This window comes from Promicromonospora umidemergens (assembly GCF_024171995.1).
In the GTDB taxonomy this organism is placed as follows: Bacteria; Actinomycetota; Actinomycetes; order Actinomycetales; family Cellulomonadaceae; genus Promicromonospora; species Promicromonospora umidemergens.
Genome location: NZ_JAMTCT010000001.1, coordinates 352,202 through 371,161 on the forward strand (window position 1 = coordinate 352,202; position 18,960 = coordinate 371,161).

Here is an 18,960-nt window from a genome sequence, read left to right on the forward strand (position 1 = left end):
TGGCTCCCCCAGCACTCAGCGTGCTGGGGGAGTGGTCCGGGTCTGGAGGACTCCCGCCAGGAGCACTATGAGCAGGCCGGCCACCGGCACGACCAGCAGGCCGTAGCGCAGGCCCACGGCGTCGGCGACCATGCCGACCAGTGGCGGTGAGGCGAGGAAACCCAGCCGCATCAGCCACGACACGATGGTCAGCCCGGTGCCGGGCCGCAGGCCGGGCAGCTCGTCCGCCTCGTGCATGGCGGCGGGGACCAGGGTCGCGCTGCCCAGCCCGGCCGCGGCGAAGCCGATGATCGTGCCCGGCACGGTCGGGACGGCCAGGGCCAGCCCCATCCCGAGCGCGATGACGACGCCCCCGCCGCGCGCGACCATCCGCTGGCCGAACCGGTCCACCATGCGGTCGCCGAGCATCCGGCCCACGAACTGCGCGCCGACGAGCGCGACGAACCCGGTAGCGGCCAGGGCGGCGGGCGCGCCGAGCGAGCCGGACAGGTACAGCGTCGCCCACGAGCTGCCCGCGTCCTCCACGAGGGCGCCGCCGATGGCGATCAGGACGAGCGCGGCGACGATCGCCACGGTGCGCGGGCTCAGCGCGGTACCGCGCACCGCGGCGTCCGACGTCGTCCCGGGCGTGTCCTCGATGTCGCCGTCGCGCCCGGGGAGCCGGAACCGCAGCGCCACCAGGGCGACGATCGCGAAGATCGCCGTGGAGATGCCCAGGTGCACGCCGAGGGGCAGCCCGATCGCGATGGCCCCGGCCGCCATGGACCCGCCCAGCACGGCGCCGACGGACCAGACGGCGTGGAAGCCGTTGATGATCGACCGGCCGTAGCGGCGCTGCACCCGCAGGCCGTGGGCGTTCTGCGCCACGTCCGTCAGGGCGTCCATCGCCCCGCCGAGGAGCAGCGCGAGCACCAGGAGGCCGAACGACGGCGCCAGTCCGGCGGCCAGCACGCCCAGGCCGGTGAGGATGGTTCCAACCACCGCAGCCTGCGCCGAGCCGAGCTTGCGGACCATGAAGCCCGCACCGAGCCCTGCGATGATCGCCCCGGCGGGGAACGCCGCGACGGCGACGCCGTAGGTCGCGTTGTCCAGGTCGAGGGCGGCCTTGATCTCCGGGTAGCGCGGCACCAGGTTGGCGAACAGGGCGCCGTTGGTCAGGAACATGGCGGCGACGGCGGCGCGGGCGCGCCGGTCGGCGGGCTGCGGGCCGGGGCCCGGGACGGGAGGCATGCGAACGAGCGTACCCACCTCAGCGTACGGTCGTACACAACGCCCGCTATGGTGGCCCTCATGACTCAGGACCACTTCGCCGGGGACGCCCGGACCAACCGCGAGCGCATGCTGGCGGGTGATCTGTACATCGCCGACGACCCGGAGAACGCCCGGCTCGCGCAGCGCGCCGTGCGCGTCGCGGATGCCTACCACCGTGCGTCTGTGGTGGACGACTCGGGGGCACGGTCGCTGCTGGTGGAGCTGCTCGGCACCCTGGGGGAGGACGCGTACGTCAAGCCGCCGCTCTTCGTGGACTACGGCGAGAACGTGCACATCGGGCCGCGCACTTTCGTCAACTACAACCTCACGGCCCTCGATGTCGCGACCATCACCATCGGCGCGGACTGCCAGCTCGGCCCGGGTGTCCAGCTCCTCACGCCGACCCACCCGGTCGAGCCGCAGCCGCGCCGGGACAAGCTCGAGGCGGCGCTGCCCATCGTGATCGGCGACAACGTCTGGCTCGGTGGCGGTGTCATCGTGTGCCCGGGCGTGACGATCGGGGACAACACCGTGGTGGGGGCCGGGGCGATCGTGACACGGGACCTGCCTGCGAACGTCGTCGCCGTCGGGAACCCCGCACGCGTGGTCCGCGAGATCTGAGGGGGCGGGGGCGCCAGATGACGGTACGTCGACACGACCCGGACCGCAGGAACCGGATCATCGACGCCTGCCTCGACCTCATCGCGGAGGTGGGGGTCGCGGGCGTCTCGCACCGCAAGGTGGCAGCCTTGGCCGACGTGCCTCTCGGGTCGATGACCTACCACTTCGCCGGGATGGACGAGCTGCTGCGGGAGGCGTTCGGCCGGTTCTCGCGGAGCGTCAGCGACGGGTTCGAGCAGCGGATGAGCGAGGCCACCGACGTGGCGAGCGCGCGTGCCGCAGTGGTCGAGATCGTCACGCGGGACGTGTTCGGCACCCAGCGGGACCTCGTGCTGACGCACGAGCTGTACACGCTCGCCGCTCGGGAGCCGGCGTTCCGCGAGCTGACCAACGCGTGGATGGCGCGCTCCCGTGCGGCCCTCGAGCGGCACTTCGACCCGGTCACGGCCCGGATGCTTGACGCGTTGATCGAGGGACTCACGATCCACCGCGCCCTGGACACGGAGGCTCCGGCCGGGGCGGCGATCACGGAGGCGGTGCACCGGATCACGGCGAGTCCGCCGACGTGGTCGGCAGAACGTCAGATGATCGGCAACCCGAGCTGACGATCATCTGACGTTCTGCCGACCACACCGGGGGGCCGGGGGGCCGGGGACCGGGCGGAACATTTGCCCGGGGGTGGTGTTGTCTTCGGTGTGAGCGAGGAAGTGCAGCGGGCTAGCGTGGTCGTGATCGGCGGCGGGCAGGCTGGGCTGTCGGCGGCGTACCACCTGCAGCGCAGGGGGTTCGTGAGCGCCGTCGACCAGCCGGAGGCCGAGCGCACCTACGTGGTGCTGGACGCGAACTCCGCGCCCGGCGGTGCCTGGCAGCACCGCTGGGAGTCGCTGCGGATGGCGACGGTCAACGGCATCTTCGACCTTCCCGGCCTGACCCAGCCCGCCGTCGACACGACGGAGGCCAGCCGTGCCGCCGTCCCGCGGTACTTCGCCGGCTACGAGCAGTCGTTCGCGTTCCCCGTCCTGCGCCCGGTCCAGGTGGTGGCGGTGCGCCGGGCCGACGGCGACCCGGACGGCGACCTCGTCGTGACGAGCGACCGTGGTTCCTGGACCACCCGCGCCGTCATCAACGCGACCGGTACCTGGACCAACCCCGTGCTGCCGCGCTACCCCGGGCAGGAGACCTTCGTCGGCCGGCAGCTCCACACCCGTGACTACGTGCGGGCCGAGGACTTCGCGGGCCGGCGCGTCGCGGTCGTGGGCGGCGGGATCTCCGCGGTCCAGCTCCTGGAGGAGATCTCGCGGGTGGCGACCACGCACTGGTACACCCGCAGGGTGCCGGTCTTCCGCGAGGACGGCTTCCAGCCCGAGACGGCCGGCCGAGAGACCATCGCCATGGTCATGGCCGACGTCGCGGCGGGCAGGCCCACCGGGAGCGTCGTGTCCTACACGGGGCTGGCCTGGACGCCGTACGCGCTCGCGGCGAAGCGCCGCGGCGCCCTGGAGCGGCGGCCGATGTTCACGGCGATCGAGCCCATGGGAGTGCGGGAGGCGGACGGCGCCTTCACCCCGGTCGACACGATCCTGTGGGCCACCGGGTTCAAGGCCGACCTGGTGCACCTGGACCCGCTGCGCCTCCTGGGCGAGCTGGGCGGCATCGCGATGAACGGCACCCAGGCCGCCGCGGAGCCGCGGGTCCAGCTCATCGGGTTCGGGCCGTCGCAGTCGACGGTCGGCGCCAACCGGGCCGGCCGGGAGGCGGTGGCCGCGGTGGTGCGGCGGCTCCGGGTGGCCGTGGCCTGACGGCCGGTTCAGGCGGACGCGCGGGCCGGGATCCCGTCGTCCTTCTCGATGTGGATGGTCGCCGACGGGCACTGCTCCTCGGCAGCGCGAACAGCCGGCCACTCCGACTCGGGCGGGTTCTCGTCGACGATGCTGACGAACCCGCCGTTCTCCTCGAGGTTCGCGAAGACTCGGGGCGCCGTCCGGCTGCAGTTGCCCGAGGCGATGCACGTGTCCGGGTTGACGGTGGGCTTCATGAGTCCTCCAGGCTTCAGCCGCGGTATCGGCGAACGAGCGGGCACGTGTACGGGTCGCGGTTCTTCAGCCCCACCTGGTTGAGGTAGGCGATGATCGTCCGGAACGCTCCGGTGAGCGACGTCTCGGTGTAGGGGATGTCGTTGTCGGCGCAGTACGCGCGGACCAGCTTCTGCACGGCAGGCAGGTTCGGGCGCGGCGCCATCGGGAACAGATGATGCTCCACCTGGTACTCCAGGCCGCCCATGAGGAAGTGCACCAGTGGTCCGCCACGGACGTTGCGCGACATGTGGATCTGCCGGCGCAGGAAGTCGATGTCGGCGTCGTGCGGGACGGTGGGCATCCCGATGTGGTTCGGGGAGAACGCGCCACCCAGCAGGAAGCCGAACACGGCGACCTGTACGGCGACGAAGGCGACCGCCATCCCGGGCGGAAGAACGACGAACAGGAATGCCAGGTAGCCGAGGATCCGGATGCCGACGAACAGGATCTCGGCCCACCGGTGCCTGACGTCCTTGCCGGTGAGGATGGTCCTGACCGAGTCGACGTGCAGGGAGAAGCCCTCGAAGAGCAGCAGCGGCAGGAAGTAGTAGCCCTGGTACCTGGCGAGGCGGGCCGCCAGGCCGGTGCGCTGGTCGGTGCCGTCGGGCGTGAAGGACAGCACCGTTGACTCGACGTCGGGGTCTTCCCGCTCCTTGTTCGGGTTCGCGTGATGCCGGCCGTGCTTGTCGACCCACCAGCCATAGCTCAGCCCGTTGAACAACCCGGCGATGACCCGGGACGTCCACTCGTTCCAGCTTTTGGACGCGAACAGCTGCTGGTGGGCCGCCTCGTGCCCGAGGAACGCGAACTGAGCCATCACGACGCCCAGCAGGGCCGCCAGGACGAGCTGGTACCAGGTGTCGCCCAGCATGACCACGCCGGCCAGGATGCCCGCTGTGGCCAGTGTCCAGAACACCATCAGCGTCCAGTAGAAGCCGTAGCGACGGCGCATCAGGCCGGCGCCGTTGGCCTCTTTCGTCAGTTGATGAAAGGCCTCCACATAGCGATTTCCAAGCATTGCCACCTCTCGAAAACCAGCGGCCCCCGGCTGGTCAGAACCGGGGTGCCGCTACTACGTCACGTCTGCCGTGAAGCAGTGGAACCGCTTCCCTCTCGATGCTAACGAAGGTGCCCGTTGCTCGCCGCTCGCCTGCTCAAGCGGCCAGGCGAGCGGTGACCCGCGCCCGGTGACCCGCACCACCGCGCGGTGGCCTGCCGCACAGGTCGGGCATGTGCAAAAATCGTCAGCAGGATCCGAAGGGGTCCCCGGACGAGGGTTGCCGTACCCGGTGCGCGACAAGACGGCAACTAAGGAGCCACCATGTCCTGGATCGTTCTTGTCGTCTCCGGCCTCCTCGAGGCCGTCTGGGCCACGGCCCTCAGCCGTTCCGACGGGTTCCACAACGTCGGGCCGAGCATCGTGTTCGGCGTCGCCCTCGTCGCGAGCATGGGCGGGCTCGCCTATGCGCTGCGTGACCTTCCGGTGGGCACCGCCTATGCCGTCTGGGTGGGCATCGGGGCGGCGACCACCGTCCTGTGGGCCATGGCCACCGGCGCCGAGCCGGTCTCCGTGGTCCGGGTCCTGCTGATCGCCGGCCTCATCGGCTGCGTGATCGGGCTCAAGCTGACGCACTGACCGCGTGGTGCCGGCCCATCGGCAGCATGAGCGGCCTGCCCGACGTCGGGTCGGTGATGACCTGGCTCTCCAGCCCGAACACCGCCCGCACGGTGTCGGTGGTGAGCACGTCGCCGGGCGGGCCAGCGGCGTGCACGCGCCCGTCGGTGAGCGCCACCAGGTGGTCGGCGTAGCGCGCGGCGAGGTTGAGGTCGTGCAGCACCATGACGATGGTGGTGCCTCGGGTGTGGTTGAGGTCCGTCAGCAGGTCGAGCACCTCCACCTGGTGGCTGACGTCGAGGAACGTCGTCGGCTCGTCGAGCAGCAGGAGGTCGGTCTGCTGGGCCAGCACCATGGCTATCCACACGCGCTGGCGCTGGCCGCCGGAGAGCTCGTCGACCGGTCGGTCGCTGAGGTCAAGGGTCTGGGTGGTCTCAAGGGCCGCCGCGACGGCCTCGTCGTCCTGCACGCTCCAGCGCGAGAGCATCCCCTGGTGCGGGTTGCGGCCTCGGCCGACCAGGTCGGCGACGGTGATCCCTTCGGGCGCGACCGGGGACTGCGGCAGCAGGCCGAGGGTGCGCGCGAGCTCCTTCGCGGGTGTCCGGTGCACCTGCTTGCCGTCGAGCAGCACCTGTCCCTCGCGCGGCGCGAGCAGTCGGGACATCGCGCGCAGCAGCGTCGACTTGCCGCACGCGTTCGCGCCGACGATCGCGGTGATCCGCCCGGGCGGCACGGTGAGGTCGAAACCGGAGATGACCGTGCGGTCCTTGTACCCGAGGGTGAGGCCGGTGGCCTGGAGCGTGTGGGCTGCGGTCACAGCGAGCCTCCCGTGCGGTTGGTGCGGATGATGAGGTAGATCAGGTACGGCGCGCCGAGCGCCCCGGTGACGACGCCCACGGGGTAGCGCGTGCCGAACGCGAACTGCCCCACCAGGTCGGCGACCAGCACGAGGAGCGCGCCGACCAGCGCGGCGGGCACCAGCGGCGAGCCGTGCGGCCCGGTGACGCGGGCGGCGATGGGTCCGGCGAGGAACGCGACGAACGCGATGGGACCGGTGGCAGCGGTGGCGAACGCGATCAGCCCGACGGCGGCGACGATGAGCAGGATCCGGGTGCGCTCCACGCGCACCCCGAGGGCCGACGCGGCGTCGTCGCCGAGCTGGAGGCCCGCAAGGTTCCGGGCCTGGCCGAGCAGCGCCGGCCCGAGGACGGCGAGCGCCGCCAGCAGCGGCACGACGTCGGCCCACGCGGAGCCGTTGAGGCTGCCGGTGATCCAGCGCATCGCCTCCTGCAGCTCCCACTGGGGTGCCTTGCTGAGCACGTAGGCGGTGACGCTGTCCAGCATCGCGGCGATGCCGATACCGATCAGGATGAGCCGGGTACCGGCTACGCCGTCGCGGTACGACAGGAGGTAGATCACGAGGGCCACGCCGAGCCCCGCGATGACGGCGACCACAGAGACCTGTGCGCCGCCCAGGCCCAGCACGACGATCGCGAACGCGGCGGCCGCGCTCGCGCCGGAGCTGATGCCGATGATGTCGGGGCTCGCGAGCGGGTTGCGCAGCATCGTCTGGAAGGTGACCCCGCCCAGCCCGAAGCAGAGACCGGCCAGCGCACCGAGCACGGCCCGGGGGAGTCGCAGCCGGCCCACGGTGAACGAGGCGCCGGGTACGTCCTCGCCGAGGATCACGCGGACGACGTCGGCGGGCGGGTAGACGGTCCTGCCCACCATGAGGGTCACGGCGAACGTGGCCACGACGAGCACCACCAGCAGGGCGATCACCAGGCGCCGCCGCCGACCTCTGCGGAGGCGGCTCCGCGTCACCACCTCGACGGCGGTCATAGCTCCCGTACCTTCTGCCGGCGGACGATGGCGATGAAGAACGGGGCACCGACGAGCGCGGTGATGATACCGACCTCAAGCTCGTCCGGGCGGGCCACGATACGGCCGAGCACGTCGGCGGCGGTGAGCAGCCCGGCCCCGGTGAGCGCCGAGAACGGCAGGAGCCAGCGGTGGTCGACGCCAACCAGCAGGCGGCACAGGTGCGGCACGACCAGCCCGACGAAGCCGATGGGCCCGGCCACCGCCGTGGCGGCCCCGCACAGCAGGACTGCGCCGAGCGACGCGAGCCCGCGGCCGAGCGCCACGTGCTCGCCGAGGCCCGTGGCGAGCTCGTCACCGAGGGCCAGCGCGTTGAGGGTCCGGGCCGCGATCAGGCAGATGACGGTCCCGACGACGAGGAACGGCGCCGCCTGACCGATGCTGTCGAAGCCGGCGCCCCCGACACCGCCGACCTGCCAGGACCGCACGTTGCCGGCGATGTCACCGCGCGGCAGCACGACGGCGCTGATGAACGAAGCGAACGCCGCCGAGGTGGCGGCTCCCGCCAGCGCCAGCTTGAGCGGCGTCGCGCCACCGCGCCCGAGCGAGCCGATGAGGTAGACGAACGCCGCGGTGACGCCCGCGCCGAGGACCGCCGTCCAGATGAAGCTGGTGGCCGTCCACATGCCGAACCACGCGATGCCGACCACCACGGCGAGCGAGGCGCCCATGTTCACCCCGAGGATGCCCGGGTCGGCGAGCGGGTTGCGCGTCACGCCCTGCATGACCGCGCCGGACAGCCCGAGGGCGGCGCCGACGAGCAGGGCGAGCACCGTGCGCGGGATGCGCTTGGTCACGGCCGCCTGGTCGAGGCCGTCGGACGAGCCGCCGAGCGCCGCCACGATGTCGGCCCATGACACGTCGCGCGAGCCGATGGCCAGCGACGCGGCCACCAGTAGGAGCAGGACCACGGCGACGGCGAGCAGCCACAGGAGCCGGACCCGCGCCGGGCGCCGCACGACGGCGACGCCCGGCGCCTGCCGGGGGAGAACGGTGGTCACTGTGCGGGTGTCACTCGACCTTCGCGGCCGCGTCGGCGAGCAGCGACGCGTAGTCCTCGAGCACCCACGGGATCGCCAGGGGTGTGGGGTTCGCGGCGGTGCCCAGCGGGCCCTCGCCGTCCAGGAAGACGACGGCGCCGTTGGCCACCGCCGGCATCTGGGACAGCAGCGGGTCGCCCTCGAGGGTGTCGACGAGACCCTGGTCGCCATAGGTGACGATCACGTCGACGTCGTCGAACAGGTCCACCTGCTCGGCGCTCACGCTGCCGGAGAACTCGCCGCCGGCCGAGGCCTCCTCGACGGCGCTGGGCGTGGCCAGGCCGAGGTCGTCGAAGAACGCGGCGCGCGTGTCGTTGGCCGTGTAGAAGTTCACGGTGCTCAGGTCGGCGGTGTCGACGTGGGTGACGAACATCGCCGTCTTGCCGTCGAGCTCCGGGTGCTCGCCGACCGTGTCGGCGATCTGCTGGTCGATGGTCGCGACCAGCTCCTCGCCCTCGTCGGCCAGACCGAGGCCCTGGCTGTTGAACCGGATGACGTCGCGCCACGACGTCGACCATGCGGCCTCCGGGTAGGCGACGACGGGCGCGATCTCGCTGAGGGTGTCGTAGTCCTCCTGCGTCAGGCCGGAGTAGGCGGCGAGGATGACGTCGGGCTGGGTGTCGGCGACCGCCTCGAAGTCGATGCCGTCGGTCTCGTCGAAGAGCACCGGGGCCTCGGCGCCGAGCTCGTCGAGCTCCTCCTCGACCCAGGGGAGCAGGCCGTCGCCGTCGTCGTCCCCGAAGTTGGCGGCGGCCATGCCGACCGGCACGATCCCGAGTGCGAGCGGGACCTCGTGGTTGGCCCAGTTCACCGTGGCGACGCGCTCGGGCTGCTCTTCGATGGTCGTCGTGCCGAGCGCGTGCTCGATGACGATCGGGTAGTCGCCGGACGACGCGCCGGTGCTCTGCTCTTCGGTGGCCGCTGGGGCGCTGGTTCCGCAGGCGGACAGGCCGATGGCCACGGATCCGGCCATGGCCAGGGCAAGAAGACGACGTCGGGGCATGTGCGGTGACTCTCTCTCAAGCTCAGGGATCTCGGCGCGCTCGTGGTCCACGAGTTAGGCGAGGTTTACCTAACATCTTACGAATTGCCGGTCCTGTGGCGCAATCGAGCGATAGGGACGGCATCTGTAGCGATCCGGACAGCGCCTGGTGCGTCAGGCGGGTCGGAACTGGCCGGGCGTCCGGCCCGTCGTGCGGCGGAAGGCGACGCCGAAGGCGCTCGCCGAGCGGTAGCCCACGCGCTCGGCGGTGTGCTCCACGCCGACCCCCTGGGCGAGGAGCAGCACGGCCTGCTGGGCGCGGAGGACCGCCTGCCAGCGGGCGAAGCTCAGTCCGGTCTCGGAACGGAACGCGCGGGTGATCGTGCGCGGGCTCACCCCGAGGTGCTCCGCCCAGGCCGAGAGGGTGCGCGGGTCGGCAGGGTTCGCGGTGAGCGCCGCGGCGATCGGTCGGAGCAGGTCGCTGCGCGGCTGCTGCACGAACAGCTCGTGCGGTGACGGGGCGAGGACGTCGAGGACCATCTGCTCGGTCAGCGAGCGCGACGCGGGGCCGAGGGGCCGGTCGGTGAGCCGGTCGAGCAGGAGGGCGAGGAGCGGAGTGATCTCGATGGCCATCGGTCCCGCCGACAGCGGTGCGGCGGCCTGCGTGCTGAACTGGGCGGCCCGGTACCAGGTGCCGGCGGGGACGCGGCCGGAATGGGGAACCCCGGCAGGCACCCAGAGCCCGAGCGTCGGCGTGATCGTCCAGGTGCGGGTGCCGGTCGTCGCGCTGGACGCCCCGCGCAGGTTCCACAGCAGCTCGTGGGTCGGGTGGGCGTGCGCCTCCCAGACGGTGTCGCGGGAGACGAGCTCGTCCATGCCCTTGATGATCCAGGGCACGTCGACGGCGCCGGCGGCGAACATCGGCAAGGAGCGGCTGTCGAGCAGGTGGCCGGCCTGGTCGGCCGGCTCAGGCATCCGGTCGGGTCACCGGGACGAGCGTGATGATGTGGTCGAGCCCCTTGTAGTCGTCCGGGTTCGACGTGTACAGGGGGAGACCCTCGGCTGCGGCAGTGGCGGCGATCATGAGGTCGACGGCCCGTCGGCGCGGTGCTCGTCCGACGGCGACGACGCCGGCGTTGATGCGACCGTAGAGGCGAGCCGCCTCGGCGTCGAAGGGGATGGGGTCGAACTCGTTCTCGACGCGCTGGAGTACGTCGATGCGGCGTGCGCGTTCAGCGTGCTCGTCGTATCCGGCCCGGTCGGGCCGGACAAGATGTGGCCCAGCGGAGAGCTCGGCGAGCGTGATGGCGCTGACGGCCATCTCGTCGGGCAGCTCGGCGATGTTGATCCGGTCCCGCAGGATCAGGATGTTCGTGTCGACGAGGCCCTGGGTGGGTTCAGCGCTCATAGGGGTCGGAAGCCTCGTCATCGAGGGTCGCGTCCTGGTCGGCGCGGAACGCCTCCAGCGACATGTGCGGACCGGCCTGGGACATCGCAGCGAACTCCGCGCGTGGGACGAAACGGCGTCGGCGCCGCAGCGGGACCAGCTCGCCGATCTGGTGTCCGTCGCGCGTCACCGTGAATGAATGTCCGGACTGGACGGCGTCCATGATCTCCTTCGACCGCGAGCGTAGGTCGCGCTGAGTGATCTCTGGTTGAAGGCTCACGCCATCAAGTGTGCCACACCGTGCCACGCCGAAATCGGGCGAGTGGGGCGATCCCACACGACAATGGATCGGGTGACTGATACAGACACCTGGTCGCCGACCACGTACGTGGACAACGGCGACGTCGAGCTCGCCTACGACCGCTTCGGGGAGCGGGGCGGTGTTCCGCTCCTGCTCATGATGGGCCTCGCGATCTCGCGGTTCTGGTGGCCGGACGGCTTCTGCCGGGCGCTCGCGGACCAGGGGTTCGACGTGGTCCGGTACGACCAGCGCGACACCGGCGCCTCCACCCGGTTCAGCGAGACCGTGCGGCGCGGACCGTGGAACATGCTGCTCGGGCCCGGCGCCGGCACCTACACGGCCGCGGACCTGGCCGACGACGCCGTCGCCGTGCTGGACGCCGTCGGCTGGGACCGCGCGGTGATGTTCGGGCACTCCCTGGGCGGCGTCGCGGCGCAGCGGGTCGCGCTGCGTCATCCGGACCGCGTCCGCGCGCTCGTCTCGTGCGACGCCCCGCCGAGCGACGCCGTCGGGCCCCGCGCGCTGCGCTACCTCAGGTTCGGCCTGGTCGCCCGCAACGCGACGAAGCGTTATCCCGAGGGCCGCGACGGCGACATCGCCGCGTCCCTGGCCATCGCGAAAGGGATGGCGTCCCCGGCCAACCCGTGCGACGAGGCAGCGGCCCGGGAGCGGATCGAGCGTGGGCTGGAGTGCGGGCCGCGGGACATGGCCGGGATCGGCCGCCAGCTGCGCGCGAGATGGCGGGGCCCGCGGCTGCGCGAGATCCAGGCACCGACGCTCGTGCTGCAGGGTGAGGACGACCCGCTCATCCGGACCTCGGCGGCACGTGCCGTGGCCCGCGAGATCCGCGGCGCGAAGCTGGTGGTCCTTGACGGTATCGGCCACGACCTGCCGCCCGTCGCCTGGCCGGCGATCGCGGAGCAGACCCGGGGCCTGGTGACGACATCGGTGGGGGCGCATCGTGCTCGGGCAGTCAGAGATCCTCGGCGGTGAGCGCTCGGCCCTGGATGGTCCGCTTCGACCATGCGATCCGCCCTGTTCCAGGGCGCTGTGCCATGCCCAGGTGCGTTCTGGAAGAGGACCTTCGGCGGCCTGGCGGCCCTCCGGCTGTCACCGGTGCGGATCGCCCTCGTCATGTTCGAGCTGCCGCGCCAGGTCGAGCATCTCGCGCCCGAGGGCGTCGAGCCGGGCCCGGAGGCCGGCACTTGTGCCACTGCCGCCATCGGGTGCCGCACCGTGCGGGCCGGTCGGCGCGGTCTGGGCACGCAGGCCCGTGAAGGTGTCGGCCAGGTTCGCGGCGGCGTCGGGCTCACGGATCACGTTGATGTCGAAGACGACCCGGTCGGCCCGGTGCCAGGTGCGGAACACCTCGACCGGCCGGGCCGCCTCGTCGGTGCTCGTGCCCTCCAGCAGGAGCACGGGTGCCCCGACCGGCACCTGGAGCAGCTCGGCGGTCTCGGAGTCGGCCCCGACGGCCCGGACCTGACGCTTGCCCGCCACGACGCGCGTGCCGAACCGGCGCCGGATCGTGGCGTGCAGCGAGGTGTCCGTCAGCTCGTCCGCCGTCAGCTCGCCGAACTCCGCGGGCAGCCAGGTCTCGATGGCGGCGAGCGGCTCGCCGCCGGCGCTGCGCAGGCGTCGCATGCGCAGCACCTGGCCGGAGCCGAGCACGCTGGTGGCCTCGGACACCGGCTCCGTGCAGAGCTCGAGGACCCGGGTGCCCACGTGCACGCCGCCGTCCTCCACCTGCGTCGACAGGCCCGGGACCCGCTGCACGAGGCGGTGGAGCTCGCCGCGCTCGCGGACGGTGGTGCCCCGGCCGCGACGTCGCTCCACGAGACCTTCCTGCTCCAGCGCCGCCAGTGCCTGGCGGACCACCGAACGGGAGACGCCGTAGCGTTCCTGCAGCTCCGCCTCGGTCGGCACGTGCGCGCCCGGCGCGAGCGCGCGGCCGAGGATCTGCGCGCGCAGCTCGCTGCTGAGCTTTCGGTGGAGCGGAGTGCCGTCCGGTCCCGGGAGCGCCACGGTCAGCTCGCGGTCTTCTGCGACGTCTTCTGCGCCGTCTGCCACACGTGGTCCCAGCCGGGGGCGAGCTCGGCGGCCCGCTCGATCGCGAGGACGAGGCTGGCCTCGCGGGCGATGCCCTGACCGGCGATGTCGAAGGCGGTCCCGTGGTCGACGGAGACGCGCACCACGGGCAGGCCGACGGTGATGTTCACGCCGTCGTCGCCGTAGACCGCCTTGAACGGGGCGTGGCCCTGGTCGTGGTAGCAGGCGATGACCATGTTCCACTTCCCCTTCACCGCGGCCGGGATGAGGGCGTCGGCGGGCAGCGGGCCGTGGGCGTTGATGCCGCGGTCGCGCGCCGCCTCGACGGCGGGCGCCAGGATGTCGGCGTCCTCGTCGCCGAACAGGCGGTTCTCGCCGGCGTGCGGGTTGAGGCCCGCGAGGCCGATCGGCTCGTCGGGCCGGCCGAGCGCCGCGGTGAACGCGCCCGCCAGGTCCAGGACGTTGCGGGTGCGCTCCGGGGTGATGTTCTCGATCGCCTGGCGGAGCGAGACGTGCGTGGTGAGGTGGAAGAAGTACAGGTCGCCGGCGGAGAGCACCAGGCTGAAGTTCTCGACCCCGAACTCGTGCGCGAGCAGCTCGGTGTGCCCAGGCCACTTGTGCCCGCCCGCGTGCATCGCGGCCTTGTTCAGCGGCGGGGTGACGATGGCGTCGACCTGGCCCTCGCGAGCCAGGCGGCAGGCCTCGACGACGAACCGGTAGGCGCCGTCGCCGGCCGCGGCGCTGAGCTCCCCGATCGGCACGTCCGCGAGGGAGGGGCCCGTCTGGAGCAGCTCGATGACACCGGGGGTGTTGGTGGCGTCGGCAGGGGACCCGATCACGCGGACCGCGGCGGGGTCGCCGCCGATCGCGGAGACGGCGCGCCGCATGGCGCCCTCGTCGCCAACGACCACCGGGACGCACCGGGTGCGCACGTCGTCGTGGCCGAGCAGGGCCTTGGCCGTGATCTCGGGGCCGATGCCGGCTACGTCGCCGAGGGTGATGGCGAGGGTGGGGATGCTCAAGGGTTTACCTCCTGGTGGGAACAGTACGACCTCAGGTTCGCGAGGACGTCGACAACGGTCCGGGCCGTGCCGAACCCGCCGGCCTTCGTCACGACGACGGTGCCGTCGGCCGAACCGCCTTCGAGACGGCCGAGGGGTACGCCCTCGGCCACCGACCCGGCGATCCGCACGCTGCGGGCGCCGAGGCGAGCGAGGACGGCGCGGCTGCCGTCCCCGCCGATGAGGACTATCGCGTCCGGACGGGCCCGCGCGGTGACCGCTGCGACCAGCTCCGCCAGCGAGCTCGCAGCCTGTGCGGCGCGCTCCCGACCCGTGTCGGTGGGCTCAGGGGTGCGCACGAGGACGGTGGCGGGCGGCGTCCGCGGACCGAGGCCGGTCAGCCACGACGCGACCGCGTCGTCGGCGCCTACCGCGGAGTCCGGGACCAGGACGTGGATGCCGGCCTCGGCGCGCACGAGCTCGTCCGCCTGAGCGAGCGAGACCTCGTTCAGCGAGCTGAGGACCACGAGCACCCGCTCGACCGCGATCCGTGGGAGCTCGGGGCTGTCGGCACCGTCGCCCCAGCGTGGTGCGAGGGCTGCCGCGAGACCGGCCGAGCCGACCGGGACGGCGTGGGCGCCGAGCAGGGCGACCGCGCCGGCGAGGTGGTCCAGGTCGGCGTCGGCGACGGCGTCGACCACCACCGTGTCAGCGGTCTCGCCGGCCTGGGCGAGGCGGACCGCGAGGGCGCGCGCGTCGCCGTCGGCGGACACCCGGACGGCGCCGGGCAGGAGCGCGGTCAGGTCGCTCTCGTGGACGGGAGTGACGGGGTCGTGGGCCGCGGCCGTGGTGGCGACGGGTGCGCCGTCCACCAGGAGGACGCCGTCGCTGACGGTCCGCCCCAGCGCCGGATAGCTCGGGCAGACGACGGCGAACGCGCCGGGCACCTGCTCGCGCCAGGCGGCCAGCGCTCCCGCGACCTGACCGGCGACGCTGCCCCGCATCGTCGAGTCGATCTTGACGTAGAGCCGCTGCGACCCTGCCGAGACCAGCGCGCTGACGGCGTCGGCGGTGGCTGCCGCTGCGGCGTCGGTGTCGAGGGGCCGTGCGTCGGTGACGACGGCGACCGCCGTCCGCTCACCGACGGGTAGCGCCGGGCCGAGCGCCAGGTGGCTCCGCCAGCCGGCGCGGGCGAACTGCACCACGCAGTCGCCGGCCCCGGTGAGGTCGTCCGCGACGACCGCGACGGTGTTCTCGCTCATGCCGTGCTCGCTCATGCCGTGCCGCGTCCCTCGTCGGCGGTGGCCGGCGCCTGCTCGGCGTCGTCCTCCGACGTGAGGCCGCCCTGCCGCTTGAGGACGATGGTCGCGAGGAGCGGCGCGAGGATGGCGCTGACCAGGACGGCCGAGGCGACCTGGGCCGTGGCCACCGCGACGTACGGCTCGAAGGCCGGGTCGATCGCCCCGATGATCGCGGGCGTGGCGACGGCGTTGCCCGCCGTCGTCGCAGAGGCGATGGCGATGCCGGACCTGATGCCGCGGCGCAGGATGAACCGGTAGCCCGAGTAGGTGAGCGCGGCGGTCAGGGCGACGGCGACGACGCCTACCAGGATGCCGCTCGCGCCGCCGGAGACGACGTCGCGCAGGTTGATCCCCGTACCGAGGGCGAACGCGAAGAACGGGATCACGATGTTCGGGACCGGGCGCATGACCTCGGTCCAGCGCGGGTCCAGGTTGCCGACGACGAAGCCGAGCGCCAGCGGGATGATCGCCGCGAGGAACGCCGTCAGGGGGATGTCCGCGAGCCCGGAGGCGCCGAGGAAGAGCATCGAGATGAACGGGCCGTCGTTCAGGGCCGAGGCCATGTAGGCGCCCCGGTCCCGCTCGTCGCCGTACTTGCCGGTGAAGGCCAGCCACAGGCCGCCGTTGCTGTTGTCCACGGTGGCCATGAGGGCGAGGATCGAGACCCCGAGGAAGCCCTCGATCCCGAAGATGCTGCCGGCCAGGGCGACGAGCGCCGCGGGGATCAGGGACTTCGTCAGGAGCAGCGTCCCGGTGGTGGCGAGGACGGGCCCGGACGTCCGGGCCGTGATCTGCATGCCCGTGGCGAAGATGAGGACGGCGATCAGGGGCAGGGCCGAGTCCTTGAACAGGGCGGTGGTGAACGAGCCCAGCTCGAGGAAGCCCGGGAAGAAGGTCCCGACGACCGAGCCGAGGACCAGCGGGATGAGCATGAGCCCGCCCGGGACACGGTTCATCCAGTCGTAGAGGGGGACTGTTGACTTGGGTGAGCGGCCGGCATCCATGGCGAACCTCTTCTTCGTGCGCGGCCGACGGCGGCGTCGCGATTGTTAGGACAAGAAAGTACGTACGAAGTTACGCCACCCTGCGGGCATGGGCAAGTCCCCCTCCCTCCGTCGGTCGATCCCGCGCGCGCCGGGCGCACGGCGCCTAGCGTTGCCGCAGTGAGCGACGTGTGGACATGGCCGGCCCGGATAGGTGTGCTGCTCGGCACCGGCCTCTTCCTGACCCTTCTCGTACCGGTCCTCGTGATCCAGGTCCGTCGCTACGGGACGACGAGCCCGGCCCGGCTGCTCGGCGCGGCGGCGCTCGCGGTCTACGGCACCGCGCTCGCCGCCTACACGCTGCTCCCGCTGCCGTCCGGCGACGTCGCCGCCTGGTGCGCCGACTACGGGTACTCGACCGTGCAGCTGCGGCCGGGACAGACCTTCGTGGACATCCGCGAGCGCACGGCCGGGCTGTCGCTCGGCGCCGCGGTCCGGGACATCTCGGTGCTCCAGGGCGTCTTCAACGTCGTGCTGTTCGTGCCGTGGGGCATCCTGGTGCGCCGCTACCTGGGCTGGGGCCTGCTCGCGTCCGCCGCCTCGGCGCTGGCCGCGTCGCTCCTGATCGAGGTCACCCAGGGGACGGGGGTCTTCGGCCTGATCCCCTGCTCCTACCGGCTGGCCGACGTCGACGACCTCATCACCAACACGGCGGGCGGCGTGCTCGGTGCGGTCATCGCACCCTGGGTGTTGCGCTGGATGCCCAGGGCGAAGACCTTGGCGGCCACCCGAGGTGTGCCGCGGCCGGTGACGGTCTGGCGGCGCTGGCTGGGCATGGCGGTGGACGCTGTCGCGTACACGCTGCTCAGCGGCCTGCTCACCATGGCGTGGGGCCTGGTGAGCTACCTCGGGACCGGCCAGGTCCCGCCGGACACGGTGCCGCTGTGGCTGTTCGCCGGCGTCCTGCCGTGGCTCGTCGTGTTCGTCCTCCCGCTGGCCACGGGGGCGGGGGAGTCGCTGGGGCAGCGGACGGTGTGGCTCGCGGTGGTGCCGTCGGGTTCGCGGGTGGCCGGTGGTGTCGGCGTCGGGCTCTCGTGGGCGGCGCGCGTGCGACGAGGTCTGGTCGGGGGAGCCCTGTGGGGGCTGCTCCAGGTGCTGTCGGACGCCGCGACGATGTTCGACGTCGGCGCACTCGCCTCTGCTGCAGGCCTTGCCTCCGCGCTCGCGGCCGTGCTCGTCGTGGCCGCGCCGTTCACCGCGGGGAAGCGAGGGCTCTCGGGGAAGGCGGCGCCGTATCGGCTCGTCGATGCGCGGGCGGAGGCTGGAGCGGCTGGAGCGGCTGAGCCGCCGGCTGGCTCGGCGCCGGCTGGCTCGCCGCCGGCCGGGCGCTCCTGAGGTTGGCCAGGGCCGACCCGGCTCTATGCCGCCGGATTCGCGAGGGCGGCCTCCAGGCGGTCGATGAGCGCGGCCTGCGCGCTCACGGCGAGGCGTCGTGCTTCGTCGGGGCTGAGCCAGGCGACGCGGTCGATCTCGGGGATCTCGACGCGCTGCCCTGACCGCGGGGGCCACTCGATCTCCAGCGTGTTGCTCGCTATCTGGCTGAGGTCGGGTCCGGTCCGGGGCCACTTCCGCGCCCAGGCCAGGACCCGCTTGCCCGCGCGCTGGCGGACCTCGCCGAGCTCGAGGTCCGGGGCCGACGACGGCGGCAGCTGGATCCCGAGCTCCTCGCTCGCCTCGCGCAGCGCCGCGGCGTGCGGGTCCTCGCCGGGGGCGAGCTCGCCCTTGAGCACGGTCCATGCACCTGCGTCCTTGCGCGCCCAGAAGGGCCCGCCCATGTGGCCGAGCAGCACCTCGAGCCCGCCGTCGGGCAGCTGTCGGTAGGGCAGGAGGCCTGCGCTCGTCGTCGGCATGGGTCAAGTCTCGCGCTACCTGTCGCCGGGTGTGGTGGACGGGGCCGTGCAGGGTCGGGCCGTGGTGGGATGTTGGCCATGCCCTTGATCCAGGTCCTGAACGCCTCGCCGCGTGACGACGAGACGAAGCGACGGCTCATCGCAGAGCTCACCGAGACGTACGCGCGCGTGATGCACATGAAGCCGGACACGATCCGGGTGGTCATCCAGGAGCTGCCGCGTGAGAACTGGGGAGTAGGTGGCGTCACCCTCGCCGACTCCGGCCAGGACGAGAGCATCCCACCCCGTCGGATGCGCCCGTCCGGCCAGTAGTCCGGCAGCAGCGATCAGGCTCATACTCCGGCGCCTGATGGGCACGATCGCTGGGCTGGCAAACACGTGCCGCTGCGGGTCGGCAGTTTTATCCCGCGAGGCCAGCATCCTCCGGCCGAGTGCAGATTTCGTCGCACCCGGATTCGCCGAGTGCAGAGTTGGTCGCGGGTGCGGGGCTGCCATCCGCGACCAACTCTGCAGTCATGGATCACCGGTGCGACAAAGTCTGCACTCGGCGGGAGGCGCTGGTC

The 18,960-nt window shown here is 72.3% G+C and carries 22 protein-coding genes and 1 riboswitch; of the genes, 7 read left to right on the plus strand and 15 right to left on the minus strand.

Features of this window, described 5'->3' with window-relative positions; genetic code table 11:
* Window positions 1-15: 15 nt before the first annotated feature.
* Window positions 16-1,230, minus strand: coding sequence for an MFS transporter (locus APR04_RS01605; RefSeq protein WP_253867403.1), 1,215 nt, complete (start codon window positions 1,228-1,230; stop codon window positions 16-18).
* Window positions 1,231-1,290: 60 nt separating this feature from the next.
* Between APR04_RS01605 and APR04_RS01610 the strand changes: the two genes are divergently transcribed.
* From APR04_RS01610 to APR04_RS01620, 3 genes are all read left to right on the plus strand, one after another.
* Window positions 1,291-1,872, plus strand: a complete 582-nt coding sequence (locus APR04_RS01610) for a sugar O-acetyltransferase (protein WP_253867404.1) — start codon at window positions 1,291-1,293, stop codon at window positions 1,870-1,872.
* A 17-nt stretch (window positions 1,873-1,889) separates the two neighbouring features.
* Window positions 1,890-2,477: a TetR/AcrR family transcriptional regulator gene (locus tag APR04_RS01615; protein ID WP_253867405.1), complete on the plus strand. Its 588-nt coding sequence runs from the start codon at window positions 1,890-1,892 to the stop codon at window positions 2,475-2,477.
* A 90-nt stretch (window positions 2,478-2,567) separates the two neighbouring features.
* A complete protein-coding gene (locus APR04_RS01620; RefSeq protein WP_253867406.1) occupies window positions 2,568-3,671 on the plus strand; it encodes an NAD(P)-binding domain-containing protein in 1,104 nt (367 codons plus the stop codon).
* A gap of 8 nt (window positions 3,672-3,679) precedes the next feature.
* On the opposite strand, the gene APR04_RS01625 is transcribed toward APR04_RS01620, so the two are convergent.
* Window positions 3,680-3,907 carry a ferredoxin gene (locus APR04_RS01625; RefSeq protein ID WP_253867407.1) on the minus strand — a complete coding sequence of 76 codons (228 nt, stop codon included), beginning with the start codon at window positions 3,905-3,907 and terminating at the stop codon, window positions 3,680-3,682.
* Between the two features lie 14 nt (window positions 3,908-3,921).
* Entirely contained in the window at window positions 3,922-4,899 is a 978-nt protein-coding gene (locus APR04_RS01630; protein WP_253867408.1) for a fatty acid desaturase family protein, read from the minus strand.
* A 294-nt stretch (window positions 4,900-5,193) separates the two neighbouring features.
* Window positions 5,194-5,258, plus strand: a riboswitch (guanidine-III (ykkC-III) riboswitch).
* A 10-nt stretch (window positions 5,259-5,268) separates the two neighbouring features.
* Here APR04_RS01630 and APR04_RS01635 point away from each other — a divergent pair.
* Entirely contained in the window at window positions 5,269-5,583 is a 315-nt protein-coding gene (locus tag APR04_RS01635) for a DMT family transporter (protein ID WP_253867409.1), read from the plus strand.
* On the opposite strand, the gene APR04_RS01640 is transcribed toward APR04_RS01635, so the two are convergent.
* From APR04_RS01640 to APR04_RS01670, 7 genes are all read right to left on the minus strand, one after another.
* Entirely contained in the window at window positions 5,567-6,379 is an 813-nt protein-coding gene (locus tag APR04_RS01640; RefSeq protein WP_253867410.1) for an ABC transporter ATP-binding protein, read from the minus strand. The genes APR04_RS01635 and APR04_RS01640 overlap by 17 nt on opposite strands.
* Entirely contained in the window at window positions 6,376-7,404 is a 1,029-nt protein-coding gene (locus tag APR04_RS01645; protein WP_253867411.1) for a FecCD family ABC transporter permease, read from the minus strand. Before APR04_RS01645 ends, APR04_RS01640 begins: the two co-directional genes overlap by 4 nt.
* On the minus strand, window positions 7,401-8,444 hold the full coding sequence (locus APR04_RS01650) for a FecCD family ABC transporter permease (protein WP_253867412.1): 1,044 nt from the start codon (window positions 8,442-8,444) through the stop codon (window positions 7,401-7,403). The genes APR04_RS01645 and APR04_RS01650 overlap by 4 nt, the downstream gene beginning before the upstream one ends.
* Window positions 8,445-8,454: 10 nt before the next feature.
* The gene (locus APR04_RS01655; RefSeq protein WP_253867413.1) at window positions 8,455-9,486 is read right to left on the minus strand and encodes an iron-siderophore ABC transporter substrate-binding protein; all 1,032 of its coding nucleotides are present in this window, start codon (window positions 9,484-9,486) and stop codon (window positions 8,455-8,457) included.
* Between the two features lie 153 nt (window positions 9,487-9,639).
* On the minus strand, window positions 9,640-10,440 hold the full coding sequence (locus tag APR04_RS01660) for a helix-turn-helix transcriptional regulator (RefSeq protein WP_253867414.1): 801 nt from the start codon (window positions 10,438-10,440) through the stop codon (window positions 9,640-9,642).
* On the minus strand, window positions 10,433-10,873 hold the full coding sequence (locus APR04_RS01665; protein ID WP_253867415.1) for a type II toxin-antitoxin system VapC family toxin: 441 nt from the start codon (window positions 10,871-10,873) through the stop codon (window positions 10,433-10,435). The genes APR04_RS01660 and APR04_RS01665 overlap by 8 nt, the downstream gene beginning before the upstream one ends.
* Entirely contained in the window at window positions 10,863-11,132 is a 270-nt protein-coding gene (locus APR04_RS01670; protein WP_253867416.1) for a type II toxin-antitoxin system prevent-host-death family antitoxin, read from the minus strand. Before APR04_RS01670 ends, APR04_RS01665 begins: the two co-directional genes overlap by 11 nt.
* 72 nt (window positions 11,133-11,204) lie before the next feature.
* Here APR04_RS01670 and APR04_RS01675 point away from each other — a divergent pair, with 72 nt between their 5' ends.
* Window positions 11,205-12,146, plus strand: a complete 942-nt coding sequence (locus APR04_RS01675) for an alpha/beta fold hydrolase (protein WP_253867417.1) — start codon at window positions 11,205-11,207, stop codon at window positions 12,144-12,146.
* Window positions 12,147-12,263: 117 nt separating this feature from the next.
* Here APR04_RS01675 and APR04_RS01680 read toward each other — a convergent pair whose 3' ends face one another.
* Genes APR04_RS01680 through APR04_RS01695 form a run of 4 tightly spaced genes read right to left on the minus strand, consistent with a single transcriptional unit; the run spans window position 12,264 to window position 16,508 of the window.
* Window positions 12,264-13,223 carry a GntR family transcriptional regulator gene (locus APR04_RS01680; protein WP_253867418.1) on the minus strand — a complete coding sequence of 320 codons (960 nt, stop codon included), beginning with the start codon at window positions 13,221-13,223 and terminating at the stop codon, window positions 12,264-12,266.
* Window positions 13,181-14,224 (minus strand): 4-hydroxythreonine-4-phosphate dehydrogenase PdxA, encoded by a 1,044-nt coding sequence (pdxA, locus tag APR04_RS01685; RefSeq protein ID WP_253867419.1) that lies wholly within the window; start codon window positions 14,222-14,224, stop codon window positions 13,181-13,183. Before pdxA ends, APR04_RS01680 begins: the two co-directional genes overlap by 43 nt.
* Complete coding sequence (locus APR04_RS01690) at window positions 14,221-15,465, minus strand: four-carbon acid sugar kinase family protein (protein WP_253867420.1); 1,245 nt, start codon at window positions 15,463-15,465, stop codon at window positions 14,221-14,223. The genes pdxA and APR04_RS01690 overlap by 4 nt, the downstream gene beginning before the upstream one ends.
* An 11-nt stretch (window positions 15,466-15,476) precedes the next feature.
* On the minus strand, window positions 15,477-16,508 hold the full coding sequence (locus tag APR04_RS01695; RefSeq protein ID WP_253867421.1) for a 2-keto-3-deoxygluconate permease: 1,032 nt from the start codon (window positions 16,506-16,508) through the stop codon (window positions 15,477-15,479).
* A 159-nt stretch (window positions 16,509-16,667) separates the two neighbouring features.
* Between APR04_RS01695 and APR04_RS01700 the strand changes: the two genes are divergently transcribed.
* The gene (locus APR04_RS01700; RefSeq protein ID WP_253867422.1) at window positions 16,668-17,882 is read left to right on the plus strand and encodes a VanZ family protein; all 1,215 of its coding nucleotides are present in this window, start codon (window positions 16,668-16,670) and stop codon (window positions 17,880-17,882) included.
* 23 nt (window positions 17,883-17,905) lie between these two features.
* On the opposite strand, the gene APR04_RS01705 is transcribed toward APR04_RS01700, so the two are convergent.
* Window positions 17,906-18,397, minus strand: coding sequence for an NUDIX hydrolase (locus tag APR04_RS01705; RefSeq protein WP_253867423.1), 492 nt, complete (start codon window positions 18,395-18,397; stop codon window positions 17,906-17,908).
* Window positions 18,398-18,475: 78 nt separating this feature from the next.
* Between APR04_RS01705 and APR04_RS01710 the strand changes: the two genes are divergently transcribed.
* Entirely contained in the window at window positions 18,476-18,709 is a 234-nt protein-coding gene (locus APR04_RS01710) for a tautomerase family protein (protein WP_253867424.1), read from the plus strand.
* The last annotated feature ends 251 nt before the right edge of the window (window positions 18,710-18,960 follow it).